At 52.0% G+C, this 14738-nt stretch carries 8 protein-coding genes and 5 pseudogenes; 11 read left to right on the top strand and 2 right to left on the bottom strand.

The window, feature by feature from the left end:
* Positions 1-176 precede the first annotated feature (176 nt).
* From ATN88_RS15275 to ATN88_RS15255, 6 genes and pseudogenes are all read left to right on the top strand, one after another.
* Positions 177-1202, top strand: coding sequence for a GGDEF domain-containing protein (locus tag ATN88_RS15275; RefSeq protein WP_067417706.1), 1026 nt, complete (start codon positions 177-179; stop codon positions 1200-1202).
* A 209-nt stretch (positions 1203-1411) separates the two neighbouring features.
* The gene (locus ATN88_RS26180; protein WP_198158387.1) at positions 1412-1585 is read left to right on the top strand and encodes a hypothetical protein; all 174 of its coding nucleotides are present in this window, start codon (positions 1412-1414) and stop codon (positions 1583-1585) included.
* Between the two features lie 85 nt (positions 1586-1670).
* Complete coding sequence (locus ATN88_RS15270; protein WP_067417703.1) at positions 1671-1937, top strand: YihD family protein; 267 nt, start codon at positions 1671-1673, stop codon at positions 1935-1937.
* A 248-nt stretch (positions 1938-2185) separates the two neighbouring features.
* The gene (gene ccoG, locus ATN88_RS15265; protein ID WP_067417701.1) at positions 2186-3613 is read left to right on the top strand and encodes a cytochrome c oxidase accessory protein CcoG; all 1428 of its coding nucleotides are present in this window, start codon (positions 2186-2188) and stop codon (positions 3611-3613) included.
* Between the two features lie 126 nt (positions 3614-3739).
* Positions 3740-4725: pseudogene (locus ATN88_RS15260) on the top strand (serine/threonine protein kinase).
* A 36-nt stretch (positions 4726-4761) separates the two neighbouring features.
* A pseudogene (locus ATN88_RS15255) lies at positions 4762-5363 on the top strand (thiol:disulfide interchange protein DsbA/DsbL).
* A gap of 36 nt (positions 5364-5399) precedes the next feature.
* Here ATN88_RS15255 and ATN88_RS15250 read toward each other — a convergent pair.
* Both ATN88_RS15250 and ATN88_RS15245 read right to left on the bottom strand, forming a co-directional pair.
* Positions 5400-6334: pseudogene (locus tag ATN88_RS15250) on the bottom strand (acyltransferase).
* Positions 6335-6446: 112 nt separating this feature from the next.
* A pseudogene (locus ATN88_RS15245) lies at positions 6447-7972 on the bottom strand (YifB family Mg chelatase-like AAA ATPase).
* Between the two features lie 459 nt (positions 7973-8431).
* On the opposite strand from ATN88_RS15245, the gene ilvG reads away from it, so the two are divergent.
* From ilvG to ilvA, 5 genes and pseudogenes are all read left to right on the top strand, one after another.
* A complete protein-coding gene (gene ilvG, locus ATN88_RS15240) occupies positions 8432-10078 on the top strand; it encodes an acetolactate synthase 2 catalytic subunit (RefSeq protein ID WP_067417697.1) in 1647 nt (548 codons plus the stop codon).
* Positions 10075-10323, top strand: a complete 249-nt coding sequence (ilvM, locus tag ATN88_RS15235; RefSeq protein ID WP_067417694.1) for an acetolactate synthase 2 small subunit — start codon at positions 10075-10077, stop codon at positions 10321-10323. The genes ilvG and ilvM overlap by 4 nt, the downstream gene beginning before the upstream one ends.
* A gap of 26 nt (positions 10324-10349) precedes the next feature.
* On the top strand, positions 10350-11285 hold the full coding sequence (locus ATN88_RS15230) for a branched-chain amino acid transaminase (protein WP_067417691.1): 936 nt from the start codon (positions 10350-10352) through the stop codon (positions 11283-11285).
* A 22-nt stretch (positions 11286-11307) separates the two neighbouring features.
* A pseudogene (gene ilvD / locus ATN88_RS15225) lies at positions 11308-13148 on the top strand (dihydroxy-acid dehydratase).
* A gap of 2 nt (positions 13149-13150) precedes the next feature.
* Positions 13151-14710, top strand: coding sequence for a threonine ammonia-lyase, biosynthetic (ilvA, locus tag ATN88_RS15220; RefSeq protein WP_067417688.1), 1560 nt, complete (start codon positions 13151-13153; stop codon positions 14708-14710).
* The last annotated feature ends 28 nt before the right edge of the window (positions 14711-14738 follow it).

Raw genomic sequence — 14738 nt, 5'->3', positions numbered from 1 at the left:
GTTCCGCTTCCTCTTTGTCTGACCATCGCTTTCGCGTTATCGCTGCGTTGAGTGTGCCCAATAAAACCACCAACTTTCTGTTAGGTGTCTCAGTAATGCGAAAAATTCAACTAAGCTTATTACACTGGTGAACGGTGGATACCGGATATCTGCCTAAGACGGAGAATAAGCCAGCTATGTCACAAGACACGTTTACATTATCTGCTGGATATTTAAAAAAAATCGTTCCATTGCTGATGAAGTACCAAGTGCCGGCGACGCCAACCAATTACGCCCTTTGGTACACCTATATTGCCCACACCGACGCTGAGTTGGCAAAAATCATGACCGACGCCATCCGAGAGTGTGGTTCGGTCAGTGCTGCGCAATGTGAGCAACTCTATCAAGATCATATCGCAGAGAAGCACGACAAAGACTTTCATGAACTCCAGACCAACTTGCAAGCCATGGCGCAAGAAATGGGTAACACCATGGTCGACACCATGAAAGACACCGATGTATTCCAAAACACCTTGGACAAGTCATTCAAGCAGCTCGCGCGTGTCGGCGAAGAAACCCTGACCATGGAAGAAACCATTGCCTTGGTGCGTAATGCGGTGAAAGGGTCGAAGGAAATCAAGCAATCCACCAGCTTTTTCAAAAACCAGCTGGCAGAAGCGCAGAAAGAAATTGCCCGCTTGAAGGAAACCCTCGCCGAAGCCAACGAGCAAGCCGTCAACGATGCGTTGACGGGTATTCTGAATCGCCGCGCGTTTGATGATCAGCTTGGCACTATGATCAGCAACCCGCCGCCAAAAGGGTTTTGCTTGCTGCTGTGCGATTTGGACCATTTCAAAAACTTTAACGACACCTACGGTCACCTAATGGGCGATCAGGTGTTAAAGATCACCGCCAAGCGCCTGTCCGACTATTGCCGCGAAGGCATTCAGGCATTTCGATACGGCGGGGAAGAGTTCGCCATGCTGGTACCGAACCGCGCACTCAATGGTTCTCGCCGTGTGGCTGAAACCATTCGCGCCAGTATCGATAAGCTGGTGATCAAAGATAAAAAGACAGGCACCAAACTCGACAACATCACCGTTTCAATCGGGGTGGCGGAGTTTGAAAAAGGCGATCATGCCAAAGCCCTTATCGAGCGCGCAGACAAACAGCTTTATGAGGCAAAAAACTTGGGAAGAAACCGCGTGATGCCCATCGCTTAAGGCGAAATTTGCCTTTGTCTTCAGGCGGCCAATGGCCGCCTGAATTTATTTTCAATTGGTGCTTTTTTCGTCAGTTTTTTTTGTTTATACTCCGCGCGAATTTTACATTCCCAGAGTGATAACGCAGCTAGGCACGACGCCATTGGAATCCCTGACGCCACTCTGCTTTAGATAACCGTCATGGATGCGCAATTCAATGAGAAACCTAAATGCGCCCAGTAACTGTTCGTCCTATTCGCGTTACCCGTACTCCAGCACGTATGCGTGCAACCTCATTTGCACCGCGCTTTAAAGCGAAAACGCTGCAAGACACCACGCCAGATCTGAGCCTGGTGCGTCCAACGCCTATCAACACGCAAGCACCAGAAGGCGAAGCGGCGTAAGCTTGGTCTCGTGTGACAGAATCTGATACTGTACGCAGATAAGTCATATAAAAACTAAGGCTATTCGCCAAATTTGGAGTCTTCAATGAAATGTCATCGCGTAAACGAACTGATTGAGCTTTTGCACCCTGAGTGGCAAAAAGAGCCTGAGCTCAATCTGATGGAAATGATTGGTAAGCTGGCAGCTGAAGCAGGTTATGAAGGCAAGCTGGAAGACCTGACCGATGACGTGCTTATCTACCACCTTAAAATGCGCAACAGCAACAAAGACGAGATGATCCCAGGTCTGGCAAAAGACTGTGAGGATGACTTCAAAACCGCCATCCTGCGCGCACGTGGCATTATCAGCTAAAACCAACTGATTCCACAGAATACTAAAGCGAAGCCCTCGGGTTTCGCTTTTTTATTTCAAAACAATTATCTGTTACACGTAACGCCCCCGTATCCCGACTATTTTTCCACCGCACGCACAGAATTCCGTACTGTCACTGCGGTATAATCTGGCGACTATTATTAACAAATCAAACATAAAAAAATCACAGACAAGGTCTCTGTGAATTAAGGGTGATACGCCCTTTTGCCCCAAGGAATGCAGGTGTCATGAGCAAGGATAAAATCGACGTCAAAGACGTCACACCGAAAGAGTTCAACCCCAAAACCCACAAAGGCGGCGGCGACAGATTCAACCCCAGTAACCGCATCTATGTGCGAGCAATGAGCGGCGTCTACCAGCAACTTCGAAGAAAAATGGGCTGGTTCTTTATGCTGCTCTTCGTGTTGACGCCGTGGATTCCTTATGGCGACAGACAAGCCATCTTGATTGATATCGGCAAACAACAGTTCAACTTCTTCGGCACCACCCTCTGGCCGCAAGATCTCACCTTGCTCGCCACGCTATTTATGATTGCCGCCTTTGGGCTGTTTTTTATCACCACCTTTTTAGGGCGAGTCTGGTGTGGCTACCTGTGTCCGCAAACCGTCTGGACCTTCATCTACATCTGGTTTGAAGAAAAACTCGAAGGCTCAGCCAACAAGCGAAAAAAGCAAGACTCCATGCCGCTCACCAAAGCGCTGTTACTGCGTAAAACCGCCAAGCACATTTGCTGGTTCGCGGTGGCATTGCTGACTGGCCTCACTTTTGTGGGCTATTTCGTCCCAGTCAAAGAACTCTTCGTCGACTTTTTTACCTTCAACGCCAGCTTCTGGGTGGCATTTTGGGTGCTGTTTTTCAGTGTTTGTACCTACGGTAACGCGGGCTGGATGCGCTCCATCATGTGTATTCACATGTGTCCGTATGCGCGCTTCCAATCGGCAATGTTCGACAAAGACACCTTCATCGTGGGCTACGACACAACTCGCGGTGAAAAGCGCGGGCCTCGCTCTCGTAAGAAAGACCCGAAAGAGCTAGGGCTTGGCGATTGCATCGACTGTAACCTTTGCGTGCAGGTGTGCCCAACGGGCATCGATATCCGTGACGGCCTGCAATACGAGTGCATCAACTGTGGTGCCTGTATCGACGCCTGTGACGAAACCATGTCGAAAATGAACTATGCCAAGGGACTGATTAGCTACACCACAGAGCACAAACTCGACGGCCACAAAGTGGACGTGGTGCGCCCGAAATTGATTGGCTACGGCGTGGTCATGGTGGCCATGTTTGGGCTGTTCTTCTTCTTATTCTCACAAGTTCAGCCGATGCGTTTGGATGTCATGCGCGACCGCACTCAGCTGTTTAAAACCAACAGCGATGGCTTGGTTGAGAACACCTACACGCTGAAGATTTTGAACAAAACCCAGCAGCCGGAAACCTACTCTCTGTCCGTGTCAGGTCTGGACGGCATTGAGTGGTACGGCAAAAAAGAAGTCACCCTGAGTGCTGGCGAGATCTTTACTCTGCCAATCAGCCTAGGTGTCGACCCGTATGAACTCGACAAGCCGATTGCAGATATTACCTTTGTGCTTGAGCGCCATTCGGGCGAAGACAAGAAATCTGTGGCAACCGAGAGCCGCTTTATCAGCAAGCTCTAGCCTGCTGTTCTTGTCGTGACGTCACGCTGAAAAAGGTGCCCTCGGTGCCTTTTTCTTTTTGTGACAACACGGAAAGTGCATTTCTCTGTTACCATCCTTAGCAAGATATCGCCAAGAATTGTCAAAATGAGTGACGCCCAGTTTTCCTTTGAACACCTGACACCGGACATGCTGATCAATGCATTGGAATCGGTAGGTATTCGCCCAGAATCCGGTTTGCTGCCTCTGAACAGCTATGAAAACCGCGTATATCAATTCCAAGATGAAGAACGCCGTCGTTTCGTGACCAAGTTCTATCGTCCTCAGCGTTGGAGCAACGCGCAAATTCTCGAAGAGCACCAGTTTGCGTTCGATTTAGAGCAAGCAGACATTCCGGTTGCCGCGCCTATCTCCTTAGACGGAAAAAGCTTGTTTGAGCATGAAGGTTACCGCTTTGCGGTCTTCCCAAGTGTCGGTGGCCGCACCTTTGAAGTGGATAACTGGGATCAGCTAGAATGGTAGGTCGCTTCTTAGGGCGTATCCATAAATTGGGCGCCAGCAAGCCGTTTACCGAGCGTCCAACCATTGGGTTGGATGAATACTTGATTCAGCCGCGTAAAATGCTGGAAAACAGCAGCTTTATTCCGCACCACCTAGAGACGGCCTTCTTTTCAGATTTGGACAGACTGATAGAGGTATTGTCTTCACGCTGGCAAGACAACTGGCAATCCATCCGTCTTCACGGGGATTGTCACCCAAGCAACATTTTATGGCGTGATGGCCCGATGTTTGTTGATTTGGATGACGCGCGAAACGGCCCAGCGATCCAGGATATTTGGATGTTGCTCAACGGAGACCGTGCCGACCAACTCGCGCAACTGGATACCATTGCCGATGCTTATTCAGAGTTTTACGACTTTCCGCACCAACAATTGCAACTAATCGAGCCACTTCGCGGTCTCAGAATGGTGCACTACATGGCGTGGTTGGCAAAGCGCTGGCAAGATCCCGCATTTCCTCGTGCATTCCCATGGTTTGCTGAGGCAAAATACTGGGAAAGTCAGGTGCTTGCTTTTAAAGAACAACTCGCAGCACTTGAAGAACCAGCACTCACGCTGACGCCTCAATGGTAAGCTGAAAAACTATTACAATCAGGGAGAAAGAAAGCTATGTTGAAAAAACTGTTCGCAGTCGCCGCAGCAGCAATGTTGGCGTTTTCTGCGCAAGCAGCACGTTTCAATGCGGGCGAAGATTACCAAGTTCTGGATTTACCAAAATCTGAGTCGCCAACCGTTACCGAGTTCTTTTCGTTTTATTGTCCACACTGCTACCGCAGCCAAGGCTGATGACGGAACTGAAAAAGAACATCCCAGAGAACGTGTCCTTCAACAAAAACCACGTGTCATTCATGGGTGGCGGCATGGGTAAAGCGTTGAGCAAAGCGTTCGCAACAGCAGAAATGTTGGGTGTAGCAGACAAGATTGAACCTGTGATTTTCAACCGCATTCACGTGCTGAACAAGCCACCTCGCAACGAAGAAGAAATCCGCCAGATCTTTATTGATGAAGGTGTGGATGCGAAAAAATTCGACGGCACGTACAACAGCTTCGCGGTTAACGCGATGGCGAACCGTTTTGACAAGGCCTTCCAAGAGTCTGGCCTGCGCGGTGTACCGGCAGTGATCGTCAATGGTCGCTACCACGTGACACCAAAAACCATCAACAGTACCGACGAATACTTTGAGCTGGTGAACTACCTGCTGACACAATAAGTGTCGAGCAAAAAAAAAGGGCCGTGAGGCCCTTTTTTATTGCGTACTTACCGAGCGTTGCTCGGCGACGGGGTCGGAAATCCGCGCCGGACGCTCAGCATAAATCGCCTCAAGCTCGCGGTCTTTTTCTTCCCACACCGACGTCAGCCATTGATGGAATTGACGCTTGAATACCTTGTCATTGAAGTAATCACCAGTCACTTTCTCATCCACTGGCAAGGTATGAATGCGTACCACCACCTTTTTCATCCGCCCTGAGAGCAGGTCTTTAAATGGCAAGGTGCGATTTTCCGGATAGCCACGGTCACATTGATAATGGCATCAAACTGCTCGCCCATTGCGCCCAGCGTATACGCAATACCGCCGGTTTTCGGTGCCAGAAGATGGTCAAACGGAGAACGCGTCTTCTTTTGCTTTTCAGGGGTGTAGCGCGTGCCTTCCACAAAGTTCACGACTGTGGTCGGTGTATGACGAAAGCGCGCACAGGATTTGCGCGTCGTTGCCAAGTCGCTGCCGCGTTTTTCCGGGTGCTTCAAAAGGTACTGGCGCGAATAACGTTTCATAAACGGCATGTCGACCGCCCAGCACGCCATCCCCAAAAACGGCACATACAGAAGCTGCTGTTTTAAGAAGAACTTCGCCATCGGGATGCGGTCTTTGAACACCGAAAAAACCACCACGATATCGGTCCAGCTAAGATGGTTGGCAATCAAAAGGTACCAGCCGTCCTTATCGAGGTCTTCGCCGCCTTCTATGTCCCATTCCACGTTTGAGGTCATCATCAACAGCTTGTGGTTAAGGGTCGCCCACGCCCACATAAAACCGTTGCACAGTTGGGTGATCGCGCGTTGCAATGGCGGGATCGGCAGCAGCAATTTGAGCAGCGCAAAGCAGCAAATCAACACCGACCATAAGGCGGTGTTAAGGCAAACCAGCAGAGAATTTAGAACGAGTAACAACAAAACCAGTATCCCGATGCGTAGTAATATCAGACGTTGTCATAAGGTCGTAATGATACGCTGCACAAATAAAAAACACCATTCAGTTGCCAGTGGTCAAATCAGTTCAGCCGCGCAACTGTCTTTAACTGGCCAGAGCCGTGAGCTGTTTGAGTAGCCTGTCCATTGAGCGATAACCCAAGCTTCTGCCAGGTGGCCGCGCTGAATGTTGGGCTCACCGGCCAGATCTGCAATCGTCCTCGCCACCTTGATGATGCGGTGATATGCGCGTATCGACAGCCCAAGTCGATGCAACGCCGTTTCAAGAAAGTCCGCATCTTCACGCGCAAGCGGACAATAGGTGTCGATTTCTCGGCTCGACAGCTGTGCGTTCACCTTGCCTGCGCGCGCCAGCATCACAGCTCTCGCCTTATCCACCCGCGCTTTGACCACGGCCGTCGGCTCACCACGATCGCCACCTTCAGTGAGCGTGCCGCGAGGCAAAGCTGGGATTTCTATCGACAAATCAAACCTATCGAGGAAAGGACCAGAAAGGCGGTTGAGGTAACGCAGCGTCGCCTGCGGATTAGAACGAGCAAGTTGCCCTTCGTAATGCCCGGTTGGGCTTGGGTTTAACGCCCCGATAAGCTGAAAGCGCGCTGGAAAGCGGGTTTTACCGTTAGCCCTAGAAATCACCACTTCGCCAGATTCGAGCGGTTCACGTAGTGAATCCAACACTTTTCGCTCAAATTCCGGCATTTCATCCAAAAACAGCAGGCCGTTATGCGCCAGTGAGATTTCACCGGGTTTTGGCACTGTACCGCCGCCCACTAACGCGGCCATCGAGCTTGAATGATGTGGCGTGCGATAAGGCCGCTGACGCCAATTACCTTCATGCAGTGGCTTTTCAGTAAGAGACGTAACAGCCGCGGTTTCCAAGGCCTCGTCGTCACTCATTGGTGGCAACAAATCCGCCATGCGCGACGCCAACATGGTTTTTCCTGTGCCTGGTGGCCCAAGAAACAGCAGGTTATGACTGCCTGCTGCCGCAATCTCCAACGCGCGTTTTCCTTGCTGCTGACCGATGATGTCTTGCAAGCAACGCGTCGGCGATTCATCCAACCGCTCAGCCTCATCAGGCTCTTGAAGCGTCAGGCTGCCTTGACCACAAAGGTGGCGACAAACGCTGATGAGATCGGGTGCAGAAAGGTGTCGCTCTCGCCCAACCAAGGCAACTTGCCCGCCATTGTCATCCGGCACAATAAGCTTTCTCTCTGCTTCTCGGCTCGCCACGCCAGCCGGCAGCGTGCCTTTTACACCACGTAACTGGCCAGATAACGCCAGCTCTCCCACAAACTCGTAGCCGTTAAGCTGGGTCATGGGAAGCAGCCCAGAAGCAGCAAGAATGCCAAGGGCGATGGGTAAATCGAACCGTCCGCCCTCTTTGGGCAGATCGGCCGGGGCTAAATTGACCGTGATCCGGCGGGCAGGAAACTCATACCCAGAGTTGACGATGGCACTTCGAACCCTGTCGCGTGCCTCTTTGACTGTGGTCTCTGCCAAGCCCACCAAATTGAACGCAGGAAGCCCATTGCTGATATGCACTTCAACGGTCACCGAGGGTGCACTGACGCCGACGCAAGCACGACTGTGAATAATAGATAAATTCATGGATGCAGCTAACTATTTAATTATCAATAACTTAATGGTTTAATTTTTAAGTATTACTGCATCATTAAGCAGATTTTGGGAAAACTGCTCATTTTTTGCTTGTCATGCGACGAAGGTCTGTGATACCACTATGAGCGGACAACATGTATGCAAACAAACGTTGACATAAACATACACCGCCGACACAAACGGCGAAGAATGAATCAAAAATGAATAAATTGAATCGCGCTCTAGTCATTATTATTTCAATTATCGTGGTGCTACTACCGCGAGGGGCAGCGACGGTTCGAAAATAGCAAACAAACATCGCAACCAGCCCCCGCATCGAAAGGTCCGGGGGCTTTTTTCACATTTGGACACACGGTTACAAAACGCAAAAGGATAACGCGGTATGGAACCTTTACAGGAAGCAGAGCAGACACAACTCTCCCACGCATTGGTAAGTTTCGGGAGGTCAAAATGACGGGTGCACAACTGGTCGTTAGCGCGTTACGTCAACAAGGCGTCACCACCATCTTTGGTTATCCCGGCGGGGCTATCATGCCGGTGTACGATGCACTGTATGATGGCGGCGTCGACCACGTTCTATGTCGACATGAACAAGGCGCAGCCATGGCCGCTATCGGTTATGCCCGCTCCACAGGTGGCGTTGGTGTATGTCTTGCCACTTCAGGCCCTGGTGCCACTAACCTCATCACCGGCCTTGCCGATGCCATGATGGACTCTGTGCCTATCGTTGCCATCACAGGCCAAGTTGCCAGCCCGCTCATCGGCACCGATGCGTTTCAAGAAGTCGATGTACTCGGTCTTTCCCTTGCTTGTACCAAACACAGTATCCTTGTCACCGACACACGCGATTTAGCTTCTACACTGGCAGAAGCCTTTATTGTGGCCAACGAAGGCCGACCAGGCCCAGTGCTGGTGGACATCGCCAAAGATGTGCAACTCGCGCAATTGGATGAATTCACGTTACCAAGTCTGCCTACGCCCGCTTTTCCGACTGTTGAAGAAGCGGCATTACAAACGGCCAACGCGCTGATCGCTGACGCTAAGAAGCCGATAGTCTATGTAGGCGGCGGTGTGCAATTGGGTCATGCCACCGACACTTTGCGTCAGTTCTTGGCGCATAGCCAAATCCCCGCCACCAGCACACTCAAAGGCTTGGGGTCAGTCGATAAAGACTACCCGCATTACCTTGGTATGCTTGGCATGCACGGCACCAAAGCGGCAAACCTTGCGGTGCAGCAATCGGATCTGCTGATCGCCATCGGCGCACGCTTTGATGATCGCGTGACGGGCAAGCTCGATACCTTCGCACCGCACGCTAAAGTGGTGCACATCGATATCGATGCTGCTGAGTTCAACAAACTGCGCCGCGCCAATGTTGCTTTGCGTGGCGAGCTAAATACCGTATTGCCGCAGTTGGGCGAGCCTGCTGATATTCAAGCGTGGCAAGATGACATTACCGAGATGAAAGCCAACTTCGGCTGGCGTTACGACCACCCTGGCGACCCGATCTACGCACCTTTGCTATTAAAACAACTTTCCGACACCATGCCAGATTCAACAGTGGTCGCCACCGATGTGGGTCAGCACCAAATGTGGGTTGCCCAGCACGTTGAGCCACGTCGTCCTGAGAACCTGCTGACGTCTGCAGGATTAGGCACCATGGGCTTCGGTTTGCCAGCCGCCATGGGCGCAAAAATGGCACGTCCTGACGACGAGGTCGTATTAGTTTCGGGAGACGGGTCGTTTATGATGAATGTTCAGGAGCTTGGCACCCTGAAAAGACGTAATATACCTGTGAAGATGGTGCTATTGGATAATCAGCGCCTCGGGATGGTTCGCCAGTGGCAGGAATTGTTTTTCGAAAAACGCTACAGTGAGACCAACCTGTCGGATAACCCCGACTTCGTTGCCTTAGCCAAGGCATTTGATATTCCGGGTAAAACCATTACCCGTAAAGACGAGGTCCAGCCTGCCTTGGAGGCAATGCTGGCCAGTGACACAGCCTATCTGCTGCATGTTGCTATCTCAGAGGAAGAGAACGTATGGCCACTGGTTCCACCAGGTGCCGCCAACCAGGATATGTTGGAGAGAACATGAGCCAATCTCACACACTTCTCATCAATGCTGACGACAAGCCGGAGTTGCTTGAGCGTCTGCTTCGCATTGTTCGTCACCGCGGCTTTCGCCTCACCAGTTTGGATATGCATCATAGCGACAATGGCAACGCGGTCGAAATTACCTTGGCGGTACAAAGCGATCGCCCGGTTTCAAATCTTCAGACTCAATTAGACAAATTATGGGATGTCTCACGCGTACGTCTGCTCCCTCAAGAACAACAGTAATGCGTTACTTATAAGGATTAATAACAATGGCAAACACCGCGGATTTTATCTGGTCAAACGGCGAACTGATCCCTTGGCAGGATGCCACCGTTCACGTTTTGACTCACGCCATGCACTACGGCACGTCTGTCTTCGAAGGTATTCGTTGCTATGACACGCCAAATGGCCCTGTCGTATTCCGTCACCGTGAGCACATGCAGCGTCTGAAAGACAGCGCGAAGATTTATCGCTTCCCTATCCCATACAACGTGGATGAGTTGATGGAAGCGTGCCGTGAAACGCTGCGCGCTAATAATCTGCGTTCTGCCTACATTCGCCCGCTGGGCTTTGTGGGGAATGTAGGTTTGGGTGTTTGCCCGCCACCAGAGACCAAAATGGATCTCATCATTGCTGCGTTTAGCTGGGGTTCATACCTTGGCGAAGAAGCACTGGCGAACGGTGTCGATGCGATGATTTCAAGCTGGAACCGCGCAGCACCAAACACGATTCCAACCGCAGCAAAAGCAGGCGGTAACTACCTGTCGAGCTTGCTGGTGGGCGGCGAAGCACGTCGTCATGGCTATGCTGAAGGTATCGCGCTGAGTGTCGATGGCTACCTGTCTGAAGGTGCCGGTGAGAACCTGTTCGTGGTGAAAAATGGCGTGATTTCAACGCCACCCGCGACCAGTGCCATTTTGCCGGGTATTACCCGCGACTCCATCATGACCATAGCCAAAGACATGGGTTATGAAGTGCGTGAAGAAAATATCGCGCGTGAAGCACTGTACCTTGCCGACGAAGTCTTCATGACAGGTACCGCCGCAGAAATCGTACCGGTGCGCAGCGTAGACCAAATCACAGTGGGTGAAGGCACACGTGGCCCAATCACCGAAAAAGTACAATCCGCGTTCTTTGGCCTGTTCAATGGCCAAACAGAAGATAAGTGGGGATGGCTAGACCCGGTCTCTCCGGAAGCCAAGTAAGCAGTAAAAGAGGAATAAGGAAATGCCTAAGTACCGTTCAGCCACCACCACCCACGGCCGTAACATGGCTGGTGCTCGCGCCCTTTGGCGTGCGACCGGCGTAAAAGATGAAGATTTCGGTAAGCCAATCATTGCCGTGGTGAACTCCTTCACCCAATTCGTGCCTGGCCACGTTCACTTAAAAGATCTGGGCCAGCTGGTTGCCAAAGAAATTGAAGCTGCAGGCGGCATCGCAAAAGAGTTCAACACTATCGCCGTTGATGACGGCATCGCCATGGGGCACGGCGGCATGCTTTACAGCCTGCCTTCTCGCGAGCTGATTGCTGACTCTGTGGAGTACATGGTGAACGCCCACTGCGCCGATGCATGGTGTGTATCTCTAACTGTGACAAAATCACCCCAGGGATGCTGATGGCGGCAATGCGCCTTAATGTTCCGGCGATTTTTGTCTCTGGCGGCCCGATGGAAGCCGGGAAAACCAAGCTTTCAGATCAGATCTTAAAACTGGATCTGGTAGACGCGATGATCCAAGGTGCCGATCCAAACGTGTCTGACGAGCAAAGCGAGCAGATCGAACGATCCGCGTGTCCAACGTGTGGCTCATGCTCAGGCATGTTCACCGCGAACTCCATGAACTGTCTGACCGAGGCACTGGGTCTGAGTCAGCCAGGTAACGGTTCGCTGCTGGCAACCCACGCTGACCGCGAAAAGCTGTTCGTCACCGCGGGTCAACGTATCGTGAACCTGACCAAGCGTTACTACGAGCAAGACGATGCGTCAGTGCTGCCGCGCAACATCGCAAGCAAGGCTGCGCTGGAAAACGCCATGGCACTGGATATCGCCATGGGCGGGTCAACCAACACCATTCTTCACCTGCTGGCCGCCGCGCAAGAAGGTGAAATCGATTTCGACATGACCGACATCGACCGCTTGTCGCGTCAGGTACCACACCTTTGTAAAGTGGCCCCATCGACACAGAAATACCACATGGAAGATGTGCACCGCGCAGGCGGCGTCATGGGTATTCTGGGCGAACTTGACCGTGCTGGCCTTCTGAAAACCGACGTGCCTAACGTACTCGGTGAAACCTTGGCCGATACACTGGCGAAATGGGATGTCACTGTCACCAACGATGAAGAGGTGAAAACCTTCTACCGCGCAGGCCCTGCAGGTATTCGTACCACCAAAGCCTTCTCGCAAGAATGTCGTTGGGACACCTTGGATGACGATCGCACCGAAGGCTGTATCCGAACCAAAGAAAATGCCTACAGCCAAGACGGTGGTCTGGCGGTGCTGACCGGTAACATCGCTATCGACGGCTGTATCGTTAAAACCGCGGGCGTAGAAAAAGAAAACCTTACCTTCCGCGGCCCTGCTCATGTGTTTGAAAGCCAAGAAGATGCCGTTAACGGTATCCTCGGCGGCGCAGTGAAAGCCGGTGAAGTCGTGGTGATTCGCTACGAAGGCCCTAAAGGCGGCCCGGGTATGCAAGAAATGCTGTACCCAACAACGTATCTGAAATCGATGGGTCTTGGCAAAGCCTGTGCGCTTATCACTGATGGTCGATTCTCTGGCGGCACCAGCGGCCTGTCCATCGGTCACGTATCTCCAGAAGCGGCGAGCGGCGGCACCATTGGTTTGGTCAAGCAAGGCGATATCATTGATATCGACATCCCGAACCGCAGCATCGTACTGGACGTGAATGAGGACGAGCTTGCTGCGCGCCGCGCAGAGCAAGAAGCCAAAGGCTGGAAGCCAGCATCACGTCAACGTGAAGTGTCCTTTGCCCTGAAAGCCTACGCGAGCATGGCGACCAGTGCCGACAAAGGTGCCGTCCGCGATAAGAGCAAACTGGAGGGGTAATCATGACTCAGGCCCGCCAACAACAAGAACCAGCACCGCTTAGCAATGCGGAATACCTGTGCGATATTTTTCGTGCGCCTGTGTATGAAGTGGCCATTGTCAGCCCGTTGCAGGACATGCCGCGAATTTCCCAGCGATTGGGCAATACCATTCAACTAAAGCGTGAAGATCGCCAACCGGTGCACTCGTTCAAATTGCGCGGGGCCTACAACATGATGGCCCAGTTGACCGAGGCTCAGAAAAAAGCAGGCGTCATTGCGGCGTCTGCGGGTAACCACGCCCAAGGTGTTGCCATGTCGGGTAACAAGCTGGGCGTGAAAGCCACCATCGTCATGCCTCGTACCACACCGGATATCAAAGTGGCGGCGGTACGCGGCTTTGGCGGTAATGTGGTGCTTCACGGCAATAACTTCGACGAAGCCAAAGCCAGAGCGGTCGAACTTGCCAACGAGCACGGCTATACCTTTGTCCCGCCGTTTGATCACCCGTCGGTCATCGCCGGACAAGGGACCATTGGCATGGAAATGCTCCAGCAAAACGGTCACCTTGATTATATTTTCCTACCTGTCGGCGGCGGCGGTATTGCCGCGGGCGTGGCGGTCATCGTCAAACAACTCATGCCTCATGTGAAGCTAATTGGCGTGGAAGCAGAAGACTCTGCGTGTCTTAAAGCGGCGTTGGATGCGGGCGAGCCAGTTACCCTCGACAATGTCGGCACCTTTGCCGACGGTGTGGCGGTCAAGCGCATCGGTGATGAGTCTTTCCGTTTGTGTCAGGCGCACTTAGACGACATGGTCACCGTCTCCAGCGATGAAATTTGTGCCGCAGTCAAAGATATCTTCGAAGACACGCGCGCAATTTCAGAGCCTGCGGGTGCCCTTTCGCTCGCCGGTTTGAAAAAGTATGTCGACCAACATCAGGTGCAGGGAAAAAACCTTGCCGCGATCCTTTCCGGTGCCAACACCAATTTCCACAGCCTGAGATACGTCTCTGAGCGCGCGGAGCTGGGTGAAAAACGTGAAGGTTTGCTGGCGGTAACGATCCCAGAGCAGACCGGTGCCTTTCTCGAGTTTTGCAAAATCCTCGGCGGACGCGCGGTAACCGAGTTCAACTACCGTCACAGCAACGATGCGCTGGCCAACATCTTTGTCGGTGTGCGTTTGCTAAACGGTCAGGAAGAGCTTGATGGCATCATTGCCGATCTGCGCAAAGGCGGGTATCCGGTGGTGGACTTGTCAGACGATGAAATGGCGAAGGTTCACATTCGCTATATGATTGGCGGCCGTCCAACCAAAGCAATGAAAGAACGCCTCTACAGCTTTGAGTTCCCGGAATACCCGGGTGCCCTGCTGCGTTTTCTCAATACATTAGGTACGCATTGGAACATCAGTATCTTTAACTACCGCAACCACGGTGCCGATTATGGCCGTGTACTGTGTGGTTTTGAGCTCGATGACAAAGACTTGTTGTCTTTTACCGCGCACTTAAGAGAATTGGGTTATTCCTGGAAAGACGAAACGGACAACCCGTCCTATCGATTCTTCCTCGCCAAATCCTCATAAAGAAAAAGCCCAGCATTCGCTGGGCTTT

The sequence above is a fragment of the Enterovibrio coralii genome (assembly GCF_001559595.1).
Lineage (GTDB): Bacteria > Pseudomonadota > Gammaproteobacteria > Enterobacterales > Vibrionaceae > Enterovibrio > Enterovibrio coralii.
Note: the sequence above shows the minus strand (reverse complement) of the source record. Positions and strands in the feature narration are given on the sequence as shown.